The organism is Roseburia porci, from assembly GCF_009695765.1.
Taxonomy (GTDB): domain Bacteria; phylum Bacillota; class Clostridia; order Lachnospirales; family Lachnospiraceae; genus Roseburia; species Roseburia porci.
Window position 1 is genome coordinate 33,686 of record NZ_VUNI01000019.1, and the last position, 21,135, is coordinate 54,820.

Sequence of the window (21,135 nt, forward strand, 5' to 3'; positions counted from 1 at the left end):
GTCCCTCCGTTTTCTTTGGCGTGTTCTGTTTCCAAGGTGCTTGTCCATCGATGAACTCAAGTCTGCGCTGGGCAGTTACGAAACGGAAGACTTCAAGGACATCAGCCACTATGCCCTTATCCGGCTGGCGAAGTTTTACGGTGTGACCGCTGATTATCTGCTGGGGCTGTCTGAAATGAAAAATCACCCAAACGCCGATCTTGCAGACCTGCGTTTGAGTGATGAAATGATTGACCTGCTGAAAAGCGGGAGGATAGACAATACCCTGCTGTGTGAGCTGGCGGCGCACCCGGATTTCCCCCGGCTGATGGCTGACCTTGAAATCTATGTGAACGGAACGGCACTGAAACAGGCGCAGGGTGCAAACGCCATAGTGGACACGATGAGCGCAACTGTTATAAAAAAGCATAATCCTGGCATGAGTGATACGCAGTTAAGACAGCTTATCACCGCCCATATTGATGAGGACGAGTTTTGCCGCTATGTGATACAACGGGACATAAACGGGATTGCCCTTGCTCTGCGGGAAACACACAAGGACGATTTTTTCAGCGTCCCAGAGGATAACCCGCTAAAAGAAATGCTGGAAACTGCTGGTGAAATCGTCAGCCAGGACAGCGACACGGAACAAGCGTACTTGGCGTTTATCTGCAAACGGCTCAAGCTGAATTTTAGGAAGCTGTCAGTAGAAGAACGGAAGTGGCTGAAAAAGATTGCGGAAAAATCCGACTTGCTGAAGAATCCAAAACCGCAGAGAGGACGAAGATAAAAAATGCCTGAACGGCGGTTCTGGTTTTTCAGAACCACCATCCAGGCATTTTGTTTAGTAATAGAAAAAGGTGCAGTTGATTATTGCGTATTGTCAATCTCTCTCAAACCGGGTAGTAAAAATACGGCAAGCGCAACGATGATAATGCCAATTCCGCAAATGACAAACCATTTCTCAACTCCCAGCCGCTCCGCCAGAGGCCCGGAAATGACAAGGCCAAACGGCATGGCGAGGGAAGCGGCGCTTGTCAGTAGAGAAAAAACTCTCCCCAGATATTCTGGTTTGACCGTTTCTTGAAAAATCGCATTTTGCACACCGTAAAATGGAGCGGAAATTCCCATAACAGTACAGCACACAACAAAGACAAGAAATGCGTCTGGCGGCAAAAGCCCGGAGAGCATAATGCTAACGCCCATCAGGAGAACGGAAAGACCGATGGTGTACCGCCGTTTCTTAAAACCGCCCCAAATGCTCAGAATGACTCCGCCAAGCAGCATACCAACCGCAAAAGCAATTTCAGCGGCAGAGGCATGGGCCGGTGTTCCTTTGAAGTATGACATACAGATGAGAGGAAAAAGCGTACTGATTGGCATATAAAAGAACATATAAATTACACCAATCCAGAGCAGAGCAAAGAGGCCCCTGTTTTGCTTTAATACCACATACCCCTCTTTCATATCCTGTAAAAACTGTTGTCTTTTCGTTTCTGGACATAGTTCAGGCGTTGGTATGGACGAAATCGCAACAGTCACACAGGCAAGGATTGCACCCACAATATCTAACAATATAATTGCATTAAGAGGCCAAACAGCATATAAAAACGCTGCGGCAGCTGGACTGATAATCGCACTTACTGCTTGCATGGTCTGCGTGTAACCAGCGCATTTTGTAAGTTCCTCTTTTGGCACAATCATAGGTGTTGCTGCGCTGAATGCTGGAGAATGAAAAGCAGTTCCCGCACTTCGGATTAACAGGACAACCATAATAGACCATACGGGCAATTCCATGTAAAACGCCACCAGCGCCAGAATACCGCCAGCGGCGGCAATTATCAAATCCGCACCAATCATTACGCTTTTACGGCTGTGCCGGTCAACAAAAGCACCTGCAAACGGGCCTAAACAGGCTTGCGGCAAAAATCCAATCAGTGTTGCCGCCGTCAATATGATTGCAGAATTAGTTTTCGCAACCAAATAAAAGATAATGGCCATTTGCAAAATACCGCTGCTAATAAAGGATATTGCTTGTCCGGCAAGAAGTGTAAAATAAGTTTTTCTCCATGAATTGTTGTTTTGGGTCATAATGCGAACCTCCTTTTTTATTGCATTGTTCCTTTGTTTCTGCAATAAAAAGCAGGCGTTGTCCCACAGAGAGGGCAGACGCCTGCATAACAACAAAGCACGAAAAAACACCACGATACAGTTCAAAGACTGCTCGTGTCAAACCTACGTGTTCCTTTGCATACGCACGCAAAAAAAGCCCACCATCATGTGGAAAGGTACTTCTACTTTTTATTGCTTATTAGCGTACACAAATTAACACACGTAAGCCTCCTTCCAATCTCAAACTGTCGCACAGTATAACACACATCCGATAGACTTGTCAACCATTTTTAACCTTGTTTTCCATCTTGTTTTTCCATCTCTTACGGGCAGTAGCAAAGCCAGGCGAGCCAGTCAACGGTCAAGATGAACGGCGCTTTCAGCGCCGCCGTTGACAGTCTCGCCCGTCTTTGCTAATGGGTAATCAAGGCGGGAAAGCCATTTTAGGGCTTTCCCGCCCATTTCAATTTTGGGAGAAGAAAGGCCCCAAAATGAACGAGTGCGGCCAAACACTTTTAGGGATTGGCCACCTTGTCCACCCATCCAGCGGGGCGGCGGGGAACGGTCAAGGCCGGGCGTCAGCCCATTCATTTCAGCCTTGACGGTTTCCTGCCGTCCTGCTACTTTTCCCGGAGTGTGGCCACACATCTGGTCACGGTGTCCAGAGCTTTGGGACTTTTTGTCCCATAGGCCGGGGGCGGAGGACGAGGGACGGGGGCTTTCATAATACGCCCTGTCTGCTGCTGAAATCAGCCCTTTGTTTCCGGCTTACCAGCCCCAAACAAAGCCCTGCTTTCCTGCCGCGTCAAATGCCCTTGCCCTCCCCGGCGGCAACGGTATTTTCAGGGCAACGCCGACAGAGCGTATAACACACTACACTTTGCTCCGCAAAGTCGTGTGCCAAATGGGGCGCTGCCCCCTTTGGAAACCCCCGCAACAAACAGGTGCTATGCACCCAGCCGGGAGCATAGCGCCGTTTGTTGTCAGCAGCCCGTTTCACGGTCTGCGTGTAGTTCCTTGTAAACTGACCTAATGTGATTTTTAAAGAATAATGTATAAGGTGGTGAAACCTATGGTGGAAAAACGATTGAACCTAGTACCATTATCTTTAATTGCGGAAGCATTAGATATGGCTACAGATGGATGGAAGCAGTATCTGGATCTTGAAGATATGAAGTTAGCAGCTATTCCGGATAATCCTGATGATATCCCAGAGTATGTGGCGGATGAAGATTTAGAAAAAGCTATTCGAGAGGATAAAAGCGGCAGATTTATTCTACTTCCATCTGAGGAAGAAGTTGATGAACTTAACGATGAATATGATTTCTTAGATAAGAACGGTGTAAGGCTTTTTGCTTTGGAATGGTGTCAGCAACGTGGTTTATCATCATTGGATGATTTGGAAATTATAGGGAAGATATAAATCGGAACTTGTGGTCAATCTGACCACAAGTGACTCGACTTTTAAGGGGCGCTTTGATGGAGATTGTAAGAATTGTTATTAAAGGGGAATCCGGATATTGTCCTATAGATGAGGCTTTTACGGATAAAGTGACGATTACGGAAACTTCTATAAAGTACGAATATAAACCGCACCCGGATAGCAACTTAGAAACAAATGTAGCGAGGAAGTGGTCTTATTCTACGGATAGTCCGCTGTTTAAGCAGTTATTTAAGCGTGTCGCTGAGATGACACCGAAATATCTTTATAGCACGGATATTTTATTTGCCACGGATTTAGGCGCGACAGAAATTATTGCGACTTTTGAGGATAAGCATCGGGAGTCTGTAAATTTCTTTTGCCCGAGTGAGTATTTCAAGGAATATTTTCATCTTATTAAAGAAATGGTTCCAAAGACGGAGTATATTCCAGCTGTACTTTTGACGAACGAAGATTATGAAGATGATGAATAATTGCACATGTTTACTGTAGGTTAGGATGTGCTAAGCTGATGAAGCGAAAGGCTTCGATTTTCGGGTAGTAGTTACCTGAGAGTCGGGGCCTTTCTTTTTGCCTTTCAGCACATCCGTGGGTTCCTGCAGTCAACATGTAGGGTAGATTAACTTGTGGTCAATCTGACCACAAGTTGGTGGAGAATCTTTTGTGTAATATATGGGTGGTAGGGATACCCTACAGCGGGCGACGTTGGAGCACGGAATCTGGCGCGTAAAGTTTATGCAACTTTAGGCGTATCCTGTTAATAATTTTGTAGTATCAAGTTCCTTAGGTGTGTAAAAGATTACCTTGGTTGGGAAGCGTTGAATTTACTGGATTTAAAGCTGACCCAGGGTGGGGAAAAAGAGACATTTGTTCTTAGTGATAAAATTACGTTACCCAAGGCAGGCAAAAGTGAAATACCTAGGCTGGGTACATAGGCATTGGAGATGAATTAATCTCTGATGTCTTTTTTTTATGCGCATTTTTAGTAATCGTCTCCTTACTGAACCAAATGATATTTAGAAGGAAGAGAAAGGAGCGTAAATTTATGGATACGCAGATATTCAATAACTTTGTGACTTATATGGGGGTTTATGAATGTTTATCACGTGGGCCGTGTACACCTAATGAAGTTGCAAAGTATCTAACAAACAGCATGACTTCGAGAAATGCCGCTAAACATAGCAAAAAGGCAGCAGACGGAGACCTGAAATATATTTCTTTAAATAAGGATGAAAAGTTGGAGCTGGACAAACCGGCATTAATCGGATTCCTTTTGGAGTTTTGTCAGGCACTTCATCTGGAGGCAGATATTCATACGAAGAAAAAGCAAAAGCCGGAGGATTCCATTGTATCAATTACGAATTCCCATTCGAAGGAGTTCCAGGACATGAAGGATCAAAATAATAATGCGAAAAAAACGATTAAGGATTTGAAAAAAAAGATATTTGAGCTACAGAAAGAAAAAGAAAAGGCAGCAGCCTCCACAATCATTTCCTGTATGGACAGTAAGGTGTTGGTACCGGCTTCAGTAAAGTCCGAACCAAAGGATGCATTAGCGGAGAATTGTTTCTTGGCGACTCCTGAGATGCAGATGGATCAGGTAAGTAGTCTTAGTAATGATGGTGGGATTTTAAATAGCATGTTTGATGTTTCAGATTCCGCAGACAAGGAACTTACAGAAAGCAATTATATCCATTGGATATGTAAACCATTTGAGGCAGGGAAGCTTTTTATCAAAAGACTAAAGGATGAAAAGGAAGCTCCGGCTTTAGTGGAGAAGAATTGTGATTTAGATGCAAACCGCAGTAAGTCTGTCCAGTTGCTTCTATCCAATAAGAGCTTATCTAATCAGGCAAAGCTGGCGACATATGCATTCTGGTATTTCCATGATGATCCGGAGATGGAGGAATTACTTCGCCTAGCTGGAAGATATGGGATACATGCAGATTCTGTAATCCAGCTTTTGGAACAACCCAAAGAATACAGAAATTATAAAACCGTCAGAGCATTCCTTCAGCAGATCATGATGTCGAGTGAGGCACAGATAAAGATGGAGGCTGCGAAAGAACTGCTTTGTGGAGACTGGTATGTGACAGCAGATTATTGTGGAAAAACATGCCGTTTCAAGTTGATGCCTGTGGAAGAGTTAGAGGAATTTGTATTACTTCTAAATGAAGTCCGTTTGGATGAGGCTTCAGAAAAATTGGTGAAACTTTTGGAGTGGAAGTCAACTTGTGGTCAATCTGACCACAAGTTAGAAAAGGAGGATATCGAGACTCCTAAGTTTGTAAAGGAAGTATCGAATATTCCAGAGGCTCATATGCCTATTGATGAAGAAAGTGCGCTTTCGCACTTTGAGGAAAGCGAAGGTGACGACAATGGAAAATAAAAAGCTGTTTTTATCCGTGTCGGAGTCGGATCTAAAGAGGATAGATGATTTACGAACGGAGCTGGGGATGAACCGTTCCGAATATATTCGGTATCTTTTGTCCGGACAGAAAAAGGTCATTCCTTATTCCATGAAGCAAAGACATTTGGTGGAGGTTCTATCCCAAGTGGATTTACATCTAAAGGCGATTTGTTTGAAAGAGGGAATCGAGCCTAAAGATGTTTTGTATATCCAGGAATCTCTTAAAGATATCAAAAAGGAAATTACAGATGGTCAGACTTGTGGTCAATCTGACCACAAGTGGAAGGGAGGTGAAGATCGTGCCAAGAAATAAAGAATCCAGAGAAGAGAAAATGTCAGCCTTACAAGAAAAATTGGTAGACGGTGTAAAAGAGATTTACGAATCTGGCAAATGGGCAGAGTACATAGCGGTTATGTCAAAGTTTCCAAATTACAGTATCAATAATTGTATTTTGATTGCTTCGCAGTGCCCCGGTGCAAGCTTTGTCTGTGGATACAAAAAATGGAATGAGTTTAACCGCAATGTCATGAAGGGAGAATCCGGAATTATGATTTTTGCTCCTATTAAAAGCAAGATCAAAGTGGAAGAACCTTTGTATGATTCAGATCATCATCCTGTTTTAAATGAGGATGGTACACAGGCTAAGGAGCAGGTGGAAAGAGAGTTTAAGTCATTTCGTCCATGCTATGTGTTTGATGTATCTCAGACTGAGGGAGAGCCACTCCCATCATTGGCAAATCAGTTAAATGATTCTGTAGAAGACTATGAGCATATTAAAGAGGCATTGCTTTCAATTAGTCCGGTACCCATCTCCTTTGAAGATATCGCAGGAAATGCAAACGGATATTATTCACCGGATGCTGGAAAGATTGTAGTGCAAAAAGACATGGGTCAGCTACAGACCATAAAGACCATGCTCCATGAAATATCCCACGCTACTTATGGGCATGGAAGTAAGGATGACAAAACAGATAAGGAAACAAAGGAGGTACAGGCAGAGAGTACAGCTTTTTGGGTAGCGGGGATGCTTGGACTTGATACATCGGATTATAGCTTTGGATATATTGCGGGATGGAGCAAAGATAAAGAAGTCTCAGAACTTAAAGATAATCTGGAACTTATTAAAAAGACGGCAGATAAGATTACGTCGGATATTGATTCCTATATGAAGGAAGTCTTTAAGCACGAGCAAAAGTCTACGGATATTGATTCTGATGTAGAAGTTTATTTTACAGTTGCTGAATGCAGTGAATTTCATTCTATGGCAGGTTATACAGAGAAAATTGAAAGTGCTGAAGAAGCAAAGGGGATTTTTGAATCTATACCTAAGGAAATGTATTCGTATATTCCTGCAATAGGTATTCAGTTAATTGATAAAAAAACGGGAGAAGAAATTACCCAATGTGATGTTATTAACAGGGGAGTAGCAAATTATGACATGCTGCAGTATTACTCTGAGATTATTGAGAACCCAAAGGCGATGAAAATGTTGGGTAAATTAGCAGAGCTTTTCCCAGATATAGAAGTTGTTGGGGAAGCACCAGCATTGGATATTGCAGAACCTTGTTTGGCGGTCAGAAAAAAACCAGATAAATTTTTCAAAAAAATAGTAATGGGGTAGCAACTGAACCAAATGATAAATGTAAGGAAATAATCCAAAAAAATTTAAAGAAAGAGAGGATAAAGATTATGGATTATGTAACTTTATGTAACTTATCAATCGATTGCGAAAAGAAGGAGAGAAGCCAGTCGGCATTAGTTTTATACGATACTCTCTTTGCTGCAATCAAGGACAAAGAAGGAAAGGAGAAAAAGCATGTTTAAGTTCAACGAGTTTTGTGACTACGTGGAGATGACATTACCGGAGGTCCTTCCGGAACGTCTTAAAGGTGTTCATATCGAACAGCATGAGGTAGAGAAGAACAATGGTCTTGTTCTTCACTCTGTAACAGTCAGACCTGAGGACAGCAATATTGCACCGAATTTGTATATGGACAAATTCTTTGAAAGATATGAAGAAGGTGCATCCATTGATGATCTTATGGATGAAATCAGAGATATCGTTGTAAAGAATTTGGATGTTCCAAAGGAATTCAGTAATGTGGCAGAAGAGTTCAATCACTTTGAATCTATAAAGGACAAGATTGTGATGGTAGCAGTAAATACCGAGCGTAACGCTAATCTGCTTTCACAGATTCCGCATAAGGACAGAGAAGACCTTTCATTGATCTACAAGGTAATGGTTGGAAAAGACGAAGAAGGCACTGCAACCATTACAATCCGAAATGAGCACATGGCTCTTTGGGGAGTAGATGCGGAACAGATTCATGAGCTGGCTATGGCAAATACCAAGGAGATTCTTCCCGTAACGGTAAGATCCATGAATGAGGTAATGCGTGAGATTTTTGCAAAGGACGGAATGGATGAGGATATGATGAATATCATGTTTGAGGAAATGCCTGCAAATCAGCAGATGTATATCATTTCCAATAAGTCCAATGTAAATGGCGCAGCTTCTATGTTTTATGAAGATGCTCTCTCAGAGCTTTGTGAAAAGATTGGAACGGATCTGTATATTTTACCTTCATCTGTGCATGAGGTAATCGCAGTTAGTTCTGAACTTGGAACTCCTGATGAGTTGTCTCAGATGGTTCGTGAGGTAAATGGTAGTCAGGTAGCACCGGAGGAACAGCTTTCAGACCATGTATATAAGTTTGAAGCTGCAACAAAGAAGCTCTCTCTTGCAGATGTTTCTTTAGAGGAACTCAAAAAGGCAGCAGGAGCTGAAAATATGTCACAGGACGCACCTACAGAAGGCAGCCGTCCACGTAAAAGCAGATAAGTAGCAGGAGGATAAAAGCTATGGATGTATCAGAGGTAAGACTTAATCTTTTAAAGACTGACAATGCGGTAAAGGCAATTGGCAGTTTCGCACTCGACGGCATGTTTGCCGTCCGTGGTGTGAGGGTATTGGAAAGTAAGGATGGTCACAATTTTGTGGCTTTTCCGTCCAGAGAAAAGGCAAATGGTGAGTATGAGGATATTGCTTTTCCTCTTAGCAAAGAGCTCTATGGCAAGATTACAGATGCCATTATCAATGAGTACCAGGCACAGGTGGAAAAGCAGTCCCAGGACCAGAAGGAGGAGCAGGCCAAGGATCAGACCCAGACCGAGGGCGAGAGCGAAGCAAAGTCTGCTCCGAAACGAGGAAAGAGCAGATAAGGAGGACGTTTGGATGCAAGTAACAGATGTAAGACTCAGACTTGCTGACCCCAAAGATTCTGCAAAAGCCTATGGAAGCTTTACTTTGGATAATGATTTTGTTGTCTGTGGGATTCGTGTTTTGACTAATAAGGAAGGTCAGCTCTTTGTGGGCTTCCCTTGTAGGAAAAATACGAATGGTGAATTTAAGGATATTTGTTTTCCAATGGATTCCGGTCTCAGACAAGATATCACAGCAGTCGTGATTTCGGAGTACGAAAAGATATGTGAAGAGCAGTAGTTTCTACTGTGTTCATAAATGTTCCTTTCAGCAGAAGGCCGTTCCACTAGGGACGGTCTTTTGTGTTAGGAGAAGGGAGGCATATGGCAAAAGGAATAGTTGTAAAAGTATGGAATGTAACAGCCGGTTCAGGAAAAAGATCCGCATCATCTCAGATTGCAGATTCAATTGCATATATTGAGAATCCGGAAAAGACGGGCGTACCACTTGATATTACCAATGTAAATCAGCTGTCGAACGAGCTTACTTATGTGACGAATGAAATAAAAACTGCATCTGGGTTATATGTGGGTGGCAGGCATATTACAGATATTTCTCATGCGATGGAAGAGATGATGCAGATAAAAGAATTTTTTGGAAAGCTTGATGGCCGTGTGGCAACACATGGAGTGATTTCCTTAGATGAATCAGAATCGGATCCGAAGAATGCAGGAAAACTGATGGAGCTGTTAAATGACGTGATGGAGGAAGTGTTCCCGAATTATCAGGTGGTCTATGCAGTTCATACGAACACAGAAAATCTTCATATCCATTTCATTTTAAATACTGTGGGATTAGATGGAAAGAAGATACATATGGATAAACAGTTTATGAGTGGTGTGTTAGAGCCTGCGGTAAATAAAGCCGCTATAAAATACGGCTTTACAGCAAATTCTGTTTGGGAGAGAGAAAAGAAAGAGGATCCACTGTCGTTACCACAACGGAAAATAATGCTTCGTCAGGCTATTGATATTGCAATTGAGCAGACAGATGAATTTGATTCTTTTGTAGCTTTTTTACGGAATCAGGGTTTTGTTGTCAATGTGGGAAAGAACCTATCTTTACAAACGGACGATATGCCAAAAGCTATGCGTTCAGGTCAGCTTGGAGAGGAATATCGTATCAGCGCAATCAGAAAACGATTGGATGCAAAGTATGATCCTTTTAAGGAAGTAAAAGCCGGTGATTATTATACTTCGATTCTTCCAGAGGAGATGGCAAATATCACACCACTTAAGATGAAGAACTATAAGGATATGAGTAAGGAGGAAAAGTATGAGGCGGTAAGGCTCCTTAGGCTTGGAAGAAATCCTTGGAATGAAGCTCGCAATACCAACTGGCAGATGGCGAATATGGCAGATGAATTGAAAAATGTAAATTATGTTTATAAGCTTGTAAACCATTACTCAAAGGGTTCCCTAAAGGTATCGGATGCAATGAATGCAATCATTGAAAGCCGTAAAGCCATAGCAGAAGAAAAGAAACAGCTTCGGGCACTTGTAAAAGAGTATAAGCCCATTACTAATATCTATCAGGAAATGAAGCAGTATATGGTACGGGCGTATTTGTTTGATGCCTATGGATATAGTGAGTACCTTTCGGATTACAAGAAATACCAGGAACTGTCGAACCGTCTATCTTTAGGCTATGACAAGACGGTAGAGGAAGTGGCAGATCTTGTTTTTGAACTTAATTCCAAGATGGCGTACTTAAAGGCACAGGATAAAGAATTATCAGCCCAGTATTTTGCCATTAAGAAGTTTAGAGAAAATGGAAAATTGCAGCAGGCGAGTGATGATTATTCATTCTTTACTGCAATTGGTCATAGTCAGGCTGTTTACGACGCAGTTCATTTTGGAATCTATGCATCAGAAATGAAGATGATTACACCACAAGATGGAGATGTTAGTATTCGAGTGCTTACACGTCCGGCAGTAGTAAATGGTAAGCCTACGGAGATTTCCATTTTATCTGTAATTGATAAGGATGGGAATGTAGAAAAAGAAGTATCTTCGGAGGGAATGTCTGGCAAGGAGTTTAATAAAAAGATTTACGAGATTCAAAGTGAATATGGTATGTCCTACACACCTACCGGTGACGGTAAATCATTAGTTTTACAAGGGATTACTATTTGCTGTCCCTATTGTAAAGAAGCCAGATCTCTTCACAACATGACGGAAGAGATGTTTCTGGAAAAAGTGGTTGGAGATAAGTTTTTCATTTAACCACAGAATCTTAAAAATTACATATTGAAGCACGTATGAGCGTGATGGCTTTCTTTGAAAAGCGGACACGAGGGGCGTGATACAACCAGAGTAACTGGAAGTATCATGTCCCTTTTTGCGTGTAAAGCTTCCTTGCCTGGTTAGCAGCCGGGGAGGAAGTTTTTTTCGTTCTTAGTGTTCGTTTCCATTTTTATTCTCGGGGCTAAAAATCGGCCTCCCTAAGAAATTTTTTATTTCCAAGGAGGAACGATTTATGTTAGCAACAGATTTTTTACCTTTTAACAAGAAGAAGGAAACGGAGTACTTTACAAAAGCCGCTGAAATTTATGATGCTGTGAAAACCGGGGTTTGCAGGACACAGTTGCAACAAGATTTTGCAAAGCTTTCGGAGTATGAGCAGGCAGCTGTTGTGGAAAGCATCTTCGCAAATTTACACAAGGTTGCTACCAGAGAGGCTTGGTACATTATCAGATGCTATAAATTTGATCCAAAAAAAGCGGAAGATCTGATTAGCATTATTGATGAGAAGATGGTTGAGATTTTCAACCTCTTCAACAAGAGTGCAGATACCGATTACACCATCAGTACCTTCATAGGTATTTATAAATTTGAGTATATTCGCTCTCTAATGGGCGAAGAGCGCAGTCTTTCAGAGGCAAAGATTAAGAATTTGAGCGCCATCCATAGAACCATGGGGGAACTCATGAATGAGAATGGTATCGCTTCGGAAGATATTACTCCGAAAATGGTTAAAGAGAGAATGGACGAGAGATGGCCGTCGCATCCATTGTCAGTAGGACTTATCGAGAGCATGATGGATTGGCTCAAAGGCTCGTTGTCTATTGAAGAAATGTTTGATATAAATGACGTCCGGTTAAATGACTCGTCTCTTGTTACGGGATTTACGGAGGATGAGATTAATGTTTCCAATCTTGATTCGCGTACAAGAAGTTATTTTGGCAAGTTATTTGAGAAGATGACGGATAAGGACTGGCTGGTATTCTTAAAAAATAATGGAATGCTCGGTGATGATTTGCAGGATATGGAAGCGGAAGAGTTTTCTGAGACAGAGATTTATTATACTGTTTTTGGAAAGAAGATCGGTGCTAATGCCAAAGAGAAGATGACAAAGACCGTTTATAACAGAACAATAAAGGTTAATAGAATCATGGACGGCATTCCGTATAATGTCAAAAAGGAGTATGTGAAAGAATTTAAGGAATACTTCGAAGAGCAGGTAGAGCGTATTATTTCAGAATATTTCGAGTAAGATTCATTATGTTCCTAGGAGAGAGATGCTATTGTTTGCATCTCTCTTTTCTCTGTTTTAGGGAAATACGGCAAAGCTTTTCGCACATATCAATATATATTGTAAAGATGGCGTTATGTAAAATTATCATATAAACAGAAGAAAGTTCATATGGAGGTAATGATTATGTTGTATATATTATTTACAATCGGGTTTTTGTGGATTGGATGGAAATTAATAGTGTTAGCAATTAAGGCGGCATGGGGAATTACAAAGATTTTATTCTATCTGGTTTTCTTTCCAATAGTTTTGATTCTATTGGTTGTTGGCGGACTTATATATGTAGCATTGCCAATACTAATAATAATTGGACTAATAGGGCTTTTGTGTGGAGAATAGAGCATAAAAATGGTATAATATTATAATGGTTTTTTAGGTGGGGGTGACGAGAGTAACCTTTGTTGGCGCGGAGTTTTCCGTACAATTCGCACACAGAAATTTTTGGATTGCGTCTATGGTAATCTCGAATCCATTTCAACTCTTCATCCGTATGGGCGTTTGGATGTTTTGAGAGAGGTCTATGGGATTTATCGAGCAAAGACTCTTTTGTCCCATCAAACTTTTTGTTCCATCGAAGAAGAGAAGATTTAGAGATATGATATCTTCGACAGACAAAAGAAACACCGACTCCGGAGCGATAAAGTTTGACTGCATAGAATTTTGTGTTAATTTCATGTGGCAAATATCGTTGTGAATGTGTTATTGTATTCATGACGGTTAAGTACTCCTTTTTGTTAGGGTTTTGGTTTGGCGATTAAAATTCTAATGTACTTAACCGTTTTTGTATAGTGTTAGGGTGTCACATCAATTGTAACCCTACACAATCTGAAAAAAATTACCCAAAATCCTCTTGACATATTGTCGTAGCAGTGGTACATTTATAATAAGTTAAACGGTTAAGCGAACTTGCAAATTGTGCAGTTTGCTTAAAATTTACCATTGATGCTTAACCGATTAACTAGAAGAATTAGAAAACAGTCAAAATGAAAAAGAAAGGTAGCGGAGAAGGATGAAAAGAAAAATATTAATGATTGTTTTAGCAGCATTGGTACTTTCCATAGGGACTGTGGGATGTGGTAACAATGAAACAAACACAGGAAGCAACACGCAGGAAGAGGTAAAGGAAGATACCTGTAAGGTAACGTTTTATGATTCTGACGGAAAAACAGAGTTAAAGACCCTGGAAGTAAAGAGCGGAGAATGTGCAGAAGAGTATGTACCGGAAAAGGAAGGATTTGTAGGATGGTTTGCAACACCTCAGATGTCACATCGATTTGACTTTTCTACACCAATTACAGAGGATACACAAGTTTTCGGTGGATTTGTGACTTATGTGGAAGACACCAGAGAATATTCTGTGGTAGGAAGTGGAACAAGTCCGGTATTGATGGAATCTAACTGGGGAAAAGTATTAGGTGATGCTCAGAAGATGACCAAGGAAGACAATGACGAGGCAAATGTTTATACCATTACGTTAGATTTAAATGAAGGTGATGAATTCCAGTTTGCGACCAATTCCAGTTGGCACAACCAGAGAGGATATGGTTATTTAGAGGGTATTTCTAAGGATGGAAAAGAATATTTTGCGAATGCCGGTGGATTAGGCGATGTAAGTACCAAGCGTTCCAATATCAAATGTGCGGTAGCAGGAAATTATACCTTTACTCTGACTACATATCCGGGTGAAGATACCTATGAAACTGATAATTCCAGTTATACAGAAGAAAATAAAGAGGCATTTAACATTAACGCTTATGATGTGATTACATGGACTTATAATGGTGAAAGTACAGCTGACAACGGAGACACAAAGACCGATTATTATATCAAGGGCGCTAAGATTACCGGATGGGAAGATGTTTATACCGACGAAACAAGGTTTACAGAGGAAAATGGGGTCTATACACTGACCGTAGACTTAGAAGAAGGAGATGAATTCATCTTCACTTCAATGGTAACTGTTGGAGAGACCAGTGGAGTAGGAACAGAATATATTCGTTACAGCAACATTGCAGCAGATGATTTGGAAAGCCAGTCCTTTGTAACTGGTACAGATAGTGCTAATCTTGTAGCAAGTCAGGCAGGAACATATACATTTACTTATGATGCATCTACAAAGGTATTGACTGTAAATTGTCAGTAAGACTATACCAGAATATTGTGTTCCTTAATAGGAATACGTTTGATGGCATTTTCCATACAGGAAAATAAAACCTCAGCTTTCTCGGTGGTAAGCGTTGGAAGATAGCAGACCTTCGTATGGTCTTTGAAACAATCATACAGGGTCTGTTCTACCACCAGAAAGTTCTGATTTGGAAGAGCGGAAATATCTGCAAAATCCTTTACATAAACGATGTTCTGAAAAAGAGGTTTCAGATATTCTTTCCGTTCCAGATTAGGTGTTTCCAGCAGTAAAAGAGCGTAATCCTCTGAATGAAAATATGCACAAGCCTGTTGAGCCATTTTTTCATAATCCGAATTAACCTGGAAAAACAATGGGTCATTAATCATACAGTCCAGAGCAATCAGGGGAGCAAAGTTATTGTCACCAATTTGGAGGAAGTATTCTAAAGAAACATCATAACATAGAATCGCATCTGCATGGTCGAATTTTTCCGTGCAGGTGTCACTTAAATAAATTAAGTCATAGTTCTTTTTATGAAGAAAAGAGGATAAAAAATTGATAAAATGCAGTTGTTCTGCATTTTTCAAGGTTGAAAAATCAGGAGTTACATAGAGCGCAACCATACCACTTCTGCTGGTGGCAAGAGCTTTCGCAGATTGGTTTGGGGTGTAGCCTAACAGGTTGATAACCTGTAGTACTTTTTTGCGGGTTTTGTCGCTAATTCGTTTGTCATTTCTTTCGTTGATGACATAGGAAACAGTGGCAACAGAAACCCCCGCTTCTCTGGCTACGTCTTTTATAGTGATGTTATTTTTCATTTCAATACGCTCCTTTTGCTCCTGAGTTAGTAATTTTGTTATATAGAATTTTGGAAAATTTGTCAACTAGAAAGTACAGGAAAGGAAAAAGACATGAATGAATGTGCAATGTTGCATATCCCAGATTCCCGTTATTGTTTTGCAACCGGAGAAAAGGAGTTAGTGCTTCGACTTCGGATGGCGCGAGAGGATGAAAAAGCAAAGGTTTTTCTGATATATGCGAAGAAATATGATTTTACCTTCTGTCGGAAAAAATTGCCGATGGAAATCAAATACAGTGATAGACTTTATAATTATTACGAAATCAAAATGAGGCTTGAAGATGTAAGATTTGCCTACATTTTTCAAATAGAAGAGGATGGAAATACATGGTATTTCAGTGAGGATGGCGTCACAAAAGAGTATAAATTTGAAGAAGGGTTTTACAATTTCTTCCAGATGCCCTATATTAATAAAAACGATGTCATGGACACAGTAGACTGGATGAGAAGTGCTGTGTTCTATCAGATATTCGTAGAACGTTTCCGTCAGGGAAATGAAAAAAAGGACACAAGCTATATCAACATGAAGTGGGATGAAAAGCCAACTCCTAAGAGTTTTGCAGGAGGAGATTTGGCAGGAATCATCGAAAAAATGGACTATTTAAAGGAGCTTGGAATCAATGCTTTGTATCTGACACCGGTATTTCGTTCCATTTCCAACCACAAATATGATATCATTGATTATTTTACGGTGGACCCACAGTTTGGAACAAAGGAAGAATTAAGACAGCTGGTAAAACTGGCACATGAAAATGGAATTCGCGTAGTACTGGATGCGGTATTCAACCATTGCAGTATGGAAATGCAGCAGTTTCAGGATGTGTTGGAAAAGGGAAGAGAATCCAGATTTTATGATTGGTTTATCATTGACGGAGATTTCCCGGAACCGGAAAAAATGAATTATGAGTGCTTTGCAGCATGTAACTATATGCCGAAGTTGAACACAGCAAATGAAGAAGTACAGGATTTCCTTTTGGAGATTGCAATATACTGGATTCGGGAAGCTGATATTGATGGATGGCGTTTGGATGTATCAGATGAGGTTTCTCATGGTTTCTGGAGAAGATTCCGTAAGGCAGTAAAAAAAGAAAAACCGGACAGTGTCATTATCGGGGAAAATTGGCATGATGCCTATGCTTATCTTATGGGCGACCAGTACGACAGTATTATGAATTATGCATTTACCAAAGCATGTCTGGATTATTTTGCAAAAGGAGTATTTTCTGCAAAGGATATGGCAGATAAGTTAAATTCAAATCTGATGCGAAATACAGAGCAGGTGAACCGTATGATGTTGAATCTACTGGATTCTCACGATACCCATCGTTTTTTTACGGAAGTAAACAAAGATAAAGACAAGATGCTGGCAGCCATTGCATTGGAAATGGTGTTTGAAGGAGCGCCATGTCTTTATTATGGAACAGAACTCTGCATGGAGGGTGGCTATGATCCGGATTCCAGACGAGGATTCCCATGGGATACCAAGTCTTGGGATATGGATTTCCTAGAGAAAGTAAAGGAATTAATCCGCATTCGAAAACAGCCGGCAGTTCAGTATGGCGAAATCAAAATTGAGGAAGAGCAGGAAATGCTTCATGTAGAACGCATGTGGGAGAACAGCAAAATTATTTTAAGAATTAACATGACAGAGGAAGAAAAGAAAATTCCAAAGCAACCGGAGGAAACGGTACTTTGTGAAGATAATAGGTTTTTAATAACCATAACAGAGGCTTGAGAGGGAAAGGATTGGTGTAAAGATGAAAAGAAAGAGTGCGTTGTTTATGGCAGTCATTATGGGAATCTCCGTACTGACAGGTTGCGGAGGTGATTCCGGTGAAAAAAAGGATACGGCGAATACCGGACAGTCAGCAAACAGTGTGTTTACCGGGGAGTTGGAGGAGAATGTAACCATAAGAGTGTTGGAAAATGATACGGCAATTTCCAAGGGATACTTTGACGAGCTTATCAATGCCTTTAATGAAGAGTATAAAGACAAGGGAATTACTGCGGTAGATGCAAACATGGATCAATATTTGGATCTTGCAAATGACGGACCTTATGGCTATGGACCAGATGTATTATATCAGGCAAATGATATCATTATGCAGTATGCGGACGGAAAACATATTTATCCGCTTCCGGTAGAATCTATGGAATGTTATGAACAGATACCTGAAACTGCGTGGGATGCCTATAAGACAGAGGTGGATGGCAATACATATTACTGCGGTGTTCCGGTAAATGTACAGGCACCAATGCTTTATTATCGTACAGACCTTTTGCCGGCAGATTGGGAAACCACTTGGGATGATGATGGTAACAAAGTGCCGGATATGATTGAAAACTGGAATGATATGTATGCATTTTCTGTTGCAAGACATGGGGAAGATTCCTCTAAGTATGGTTATATGAAGTCACTGTATGATGTATATTTTTCCGGTGGATTCCTGTTTTCTTATGGTGGCTATGTGTTTGGAGATAACAATACCAATCCGAAAGATATCGGATTTTCCAAGGGAGAGGCAGAGAAGGGCGCATGGGTGTTATCTCAGCTTGCGTCTACCATGAATGAAGAGTGTATTGATGATACGATTACCACCAATGTATATAGTAAATTAGCAGATGGAACTTATTTTGCAACTATTTCTACACCGGATGTTTATTCCACATTTTTAGATGAGTTGACGATGGAATATGAAAAAGAAGGATTAACCACAGAAGAGGCAAAAGCAAAGGCACAGGAAAATCTGGTAATGACTACGTTGCCACAACTTCCAGAAAGTGGTGATTTAACAGAAGAAAATCCGACACTGATTGATACTAAGAGCATGGGTGGAGTAAATGGTTATGCGGTCAGTGCGTATACGAAAGCACCAAATGCCAGTCTTGCCTTTGTAGAATTTGCAGCTGACTATGAGATGCAGGTAAAACGAAGTGAGATGCTTGGAGTTGCACCGGCAAGAGAAGATGCGGCAGAAGAAGTAGGAGGAGTATCAGAATTACTGTATCAGAATATGGAAAAAGGAACCATCGTGTTGATGCCATCGATTCAGGAAGTGTCACAGATTTGGACTCCGGCACAGACTTTTTTCACTGATTTAGCAAAAGACGCTTTCCGCAGTGAGAGCGAGAAAAAGTATCCGGATATGGCATCCATGAAAGCTGGATTGGAGGATGTGGACGCTCAGATTTACGATGCAATCTTTACCTTGAAGTAAGGAGAAGAAGAAATGAAAGAAATAATAAAAAACAGCAACGGAAAGACAAAGCTGTCTATGATTATTATGGGAGCAGGACAGCTTGCCTATGGCAGAATCGGAAAAGGTCTGCTGTTCCTGCTGTCTGAAGTCAGTATATTATATTACTTTATCAGTCGGGGAATTGAAGACCTAAAAGGGTTCTTTACCTTAGGGGAGCAAAAGGGGGATGCCTGGCTGGGAATTCAGGGAGATAATTCTGTTATCATGCTTTTGATGGGAATTTTTGCATGGATTGTGATAGCCGCTTTGGTGTGTCTATATCGTTGTAATGTTAAAGATGCTTATCATATGCAGAAACTCGCACAGCAGGGAAGACCTCTGCCAACATTTCGGCAGGAACTCTCTAGTTTGTTAGATAAAAAGTTTTATGCGACAGTATTAGTACTTCCTGTGGTTGGGGTATGTATTTTTAATATACTTCCCATCGTCTTTATGATTTTAATTGCTTTTACCAACTACGGCGGAGATATCGTTCCCCCTGAACTGGTGGACTGGGTAGGAGTTCAGAACTTTTCAAAACTGCTGACATTGTCACAATTTGCACCGACATTTTTCAAGATTCTGGGTTGGAATTTACTGTGGGCAGTATTGTCTACAACGCTAAACTATTTTGCTGGATTAGGATTGGCGTTGTTATTGGATAAAAAATGTGTGAAAGGAAAAGCTTTCTGGCGGGCATTTCCGGTGCTTGCTTATGCGATTCCGGGATTTATTACCTTGCTTGCATTTAAGTTTATGTTCTCTTATGGAGGTCCAATCAATCAGTTGATTACAGCAAGCGGAGGAACAGCGATTGGTTTCTTGGATTTGGATGCAAAATGGTCCGCAAGAATTATCGGACTTCTGGTGAACTGCTGGATTAGCGTTCCGTCCATTATGCTTCTTACAACGGGAATTTTGTCGAATCGTGATGAATCGTTATATGAGGCGGCAAGAATTGACGGAGCAAGCAGATGGAAACAATTTCAGAAGCTGACACTTCCTTTTGTATTGTTTTCCACTATGCCAGTATTAATCGGTCAGTTTACCGGAAATTTCAATAACTTTGGAATTTTCTATTTCTTAAGAGGTGGATTGTATCTGGATGGATATTTCCTTGCCAGTGACACGGATTTGTTGATTAACTGGTTGTATAACTTGTCCATTGATAATAATTATTATTGTATCGGTGCGGCAATTAGTTTAGTGATTTTCATTATTACATCCATAATTTCATTAATTGTTTATGTGAAATCACCATCCTATCGAGAGGAGGATACTTTCCAATGAGAAAAAAAAGAAGTGCCGGAAAAGTGGTGGACACTACCATTACCTATATATTGTTAATCGTAGTGGCATTTATATTCTTTTTTCCTTGCCTGTGGCTGATATTGGCATCCTTTTCAAAGTCAGGAACCATTTATTCCTTTGAAGGATTTTTTCCAAAGGAATACAGTTTGGCAAGCTTTCAAAAATTATTTACAGATACATCAATGTATAATTATCCGAAGTGGTTTTTCAATACATTGTTTGTTGCAGCCGGAAGCTGTATTTTAGGAACGTTTTTAACTATCTTGACAGCTTATACCATGTCAAGATTTGAGTTTAGAGCAAGAAAGCCTATCATGAAAACAACCATGGTGCTTGGCATGTTTCCATCCTTTATGGGAATGATTGCAGTTTATCTTCTGATGACACAGTTTAATCTGATCAATCATCTTTGGGGATTGATTCTAATCTATAGTGCAGGAGCACCGATGGGATATCTGACACAGAAAGGATTTTTTGATACGATTCCAAAAGCCGTAGATGAGGCAGCAAGGATTGATGGAGCTACGAATTTTCAAGTGTTTACCAAAATCAATTTGCCGTTGTCAAAGCCGATTATTGTATATACAGCATTGACTTCCTTTACATGGCCATGGAGTGACTTTATTTTGCCAAAACTGTTATTAAAAGAGAAGAATCTCTATACGGTAGCGGTAGGACTGATGAGTCTGGATGAGACAGAATTTGCAAGATTTGCAGCAGGAAGTGTCTTTATTGCAGTACCGATTGTATTGTTGTATTTCTGTCTGGTGAAAAACATGGTGAACGGAATGGCTGCCGGAGCTGTGAAAGGATAATATTTATATAGGAAAAAGATGCGCACATCGCGGAGATAAAGTTAGTC

19 protein-coding genes and 1 pseudogene are annotated in these 21,135 nt (G+C 40.7%); 18 read left to right on the top strand and 2 right to left on the bottom strand.

Annotated elements, in window-relative coordinates; all coding sequences use genetic code 11:
- Positions 1–58: 58 nt before the first annotated feature.
- A pseudogene (locus tag FYJ75_RS10690) lies at positions 59–769 on the top strand (helix-turn-helix domain-containing protein); the annotation flags it as partial.
- Positions 770–849: 80 nt separating this feature from the next.
- Here FYJ75_RS10690 and FYJ75_RS10695 read toward each other — a convergent pair.
- Complete coding sequence (locus tag FYJ75_RS10695) at positions 850–2,070, bottom strand: MFS transporter (protein ID WP_075680193.1); 1,221 nt, start codon at positions 2,068–2,070, stop codon at positions 850–852.
- A gap of 1,093 nt (positions 2,071–3,163) precedes the next feature.
- Here FYJ75_RS10695 and FYJ75_RS10710 point away from each other — a divergent pair.
- The 13 genes from FYJ75_RS10710 (at position 3,164) to FYJ75_RS10765 (ending at position 14,882) form a co-directional block, all read left to right on the top strand.
- Complete coding sequence (locus FYJ75_RS10710) at positions 3,164–3,514, top strand: hypothetical protein (RefSeq protein ID WP_154430442.1); 351 nt, start codon at positions 3,164–3,166, stop codon at positions 3,512–3,514.
- A 56-nt stretch (positions 3,515–3,570) separates the two neighbouring features.
- Positions 3,571–4,005 (top strand): hypothetical protein, encoded by a 435-nt coding sequence (locus tag FYJ75_RS10715; RefSeq protein ID WP_154430443.1) that lies wholly within the window; start codon positions 3,571–3,573, stop codon positions 4,003–4,005.
- Between the two features lie 572 nt (positions 4,006–4,577).
- A complete protein-coding gene (locus FYJ75_RS10720; protein WP_154430444.1) occupies positions 4,578–5,921 on the top strand; it encodes a hypothetical protein in 1,344 nt (447 codons plus the stop codon).
- Complete coding sequence (locus FYJ75_RS10725) at positions 5,911–6,255, top strand: hypothetical protein (protein ID WP_154430445.1); 345 nt, start codon at positions 5,911–5,913, stop codon at positions 6,253–6,255. Before FYJ75_RS10720 ends, FYJ75_RS10725 begins: the two co-directional genes overlap by 11 nt.
- Positions 6,256–6,274: 19 nt before the next feature.
- Complete coding sequence (locus tag FYJ75_RS10730) at positions 6,275–7,564, top strand: ArdC family protein (RefSeq protein WP_268878602.1); 1,290 nt, start codon at positions 6,275–6,277, stop codon at positions 7,562–7,564.
- Between the two features lie 68 nt (positions 7,565–7,632).
- Positions 7,633–7,767 (top strand): hypothetical protein, encoded by a 135-nt coding sequence (locus FYJ75_RS14610; protein ID WP_268878601.1) that lies wholly within the window; start codon positions 7,633–7,635, stop codon positions 7,765–7,767.
- Positions 7,760–8,785 carry a DUF5688 family protein gene (locus FYJ75_RS10735; RefSeq protein ID WP_154430447.1) on the top strand — a complete coding sequence of 342 codons (1,026 nt, stop codon included), beginning with the start codon at positions 7,760–7,762 and terminating at the stop codon, positions 8,783–8,785. Before FYJ75_RS14610 ends, FYJ75_RS10735 begins: the two co-directional genes overlap by 8 nt.
- A gap of 20 nt (positions 8,786–8,805) precedes the next feature.
- Positions 8,806–9,165 carry a SpoVG family protein gene (locus FYJ75_RS10740; RefSeq protein ID WP_154430448.1) on the top strand — a complete coding sequence of 120 codons (360 nt, stop codon included), beginning with the start codon at positions 8,806–8,808 and terminating at the stop codon, positions 9,163–9,165.
- 13 nt (positions 9,166–9,178) lie between these two features.
- On the top strand, positions 9,179–9,445 hold the full coding sequence (locus FYJ75_RS14350) for a SpoVG family protein (protein ID WP_195838993.1): 267 nt from the start codon (positions 9,179–9,181) through the stop codon (positions 9,443–9,445).
- Between the two features lie 83 nt (positions 9,446–9,528).
- Positions 9,529–11,430: a relaxase/mobilization nuclease domain-containing protein gene (locus FYJ75_RS10750; protein ID WP_154430450.1), complete on the top strand. Its 1,902-nt coding sequence runs from the start codon at positions 9,529–9,531 to the stop codon at positions 11,428–11,430.
- 253 nt (positions 11,431–11,683) lie between these two features.
- Positions 11,684–12,700 (top strand): hypothetical protein, encoded by a 1,017-nt coding sequence (locus tag FYJ75_RS10755; protein ID WP_154430451.1) that lies wholly within the window; start codon positions 11,684–11,686, stop codon positions 12,698–12,700.
- Positions 12,701–12,850: 150 nt separating this feature from the next.
- Positions 12,851–13,078 carry a hypothetical protein gene (locus FYJ75_RS10760; protein WP_235360547.1) on the top strand — a complete coding sequence of 76 codons (228 nt, stop codon included), beginning with the start codon at positions 12,851–12,853 and terminating at the stop codon, positions 13,076–13,078.
- 670 nt (positions 13,079–13,748) lie between these two features.
- Positions 13,749–14,882, top strand: coding sequence for a SusF/SusE family outer membrane protein (locus FYJ75_RS10765; RefSeq protein ID WP_154430452.1), 1,134 nt, complete (start codon positions 13,749–13,751; stop codon positions 14,880–14,882).
- Between the two features lie 2 nt (positions 14,883–14,884).
- On the opposite strand, the gene FYJ75_RS14675 is transcribed toward FYJ75_RS10765, so the two are convergent.
- A complete protein-coding gene (locus tag FYJ75_RS14675; RefSeq protein WP_154430453.1) occupies positions 14,885–15,682 on the bottom strand; it encodes a LacI family DNA-binding transcriptional regulator in 798 nt (265 codons plus the stop codon).
- A 93-nt stretch (positions 15,683–15,775) separates the two neighbouring features.
- Between FYJ75_RS14675 and FYJ75_RS10775 the strand changes: the two genes are divergently transcribed.
- The 4 genes from FYJ75_RS10775 to FYJ75_RS10790 are packed head-to-tail and all read left to right on the top strand — an operon-like array spanning position 15,776 to position 21,088.
- Positions 15,776–17,458, top strand: a complete 1,683-nt coding sequence (locus FYJ75_RS10775) for a glycoside hydrolase family 13 protein (RefSeq protein WP_154430454.1) — start codon at positions 15,776–15,778, stop codon at positions 17,456–17,458.
- Between the two features lie 22 nt (positions 17,459–17,480).
- The gene (locus tag FYJ75_RS10780) at positions 17,481–18,941 is read left to right on the top strand and encodes a sugar ABC transporter substrate-binding protein (protein WP_154430455.1); all 1,461 of its coding nucleotides are present in this window, start codon (positions 17,481–17,483) and stop codon (positions 18,939–18,941) included.
- 12 nt (positions 18,942–18,953) lie between these two features.
- Complete coding sequence (locus FYJ75_RS10785; RefSeq protein WP_154430456.1) at positions 18,954–20,252, top strand: carbohydrate ABC transporter permease; 1,299 nt, start codon at positions 18,954–18,956, stop codon at positions 20,250–20,252.
- Entirely contained in the window at positions 20,249–21,088 is an 840-nt protein-coding gene (locus tag FYJ75_RS10790) for a sugar ABC transporter permease (protein ID WP_154430457.1), read from the top strand. The genes FYJ75_RS10785 and FYJ75_RS10790 overlap by 4 nt, the downstream gene beginning before the upstream one ends.
- The last annotated feature ends 47 nt before the right edge of the window (positions 21,089–21,135 follow it).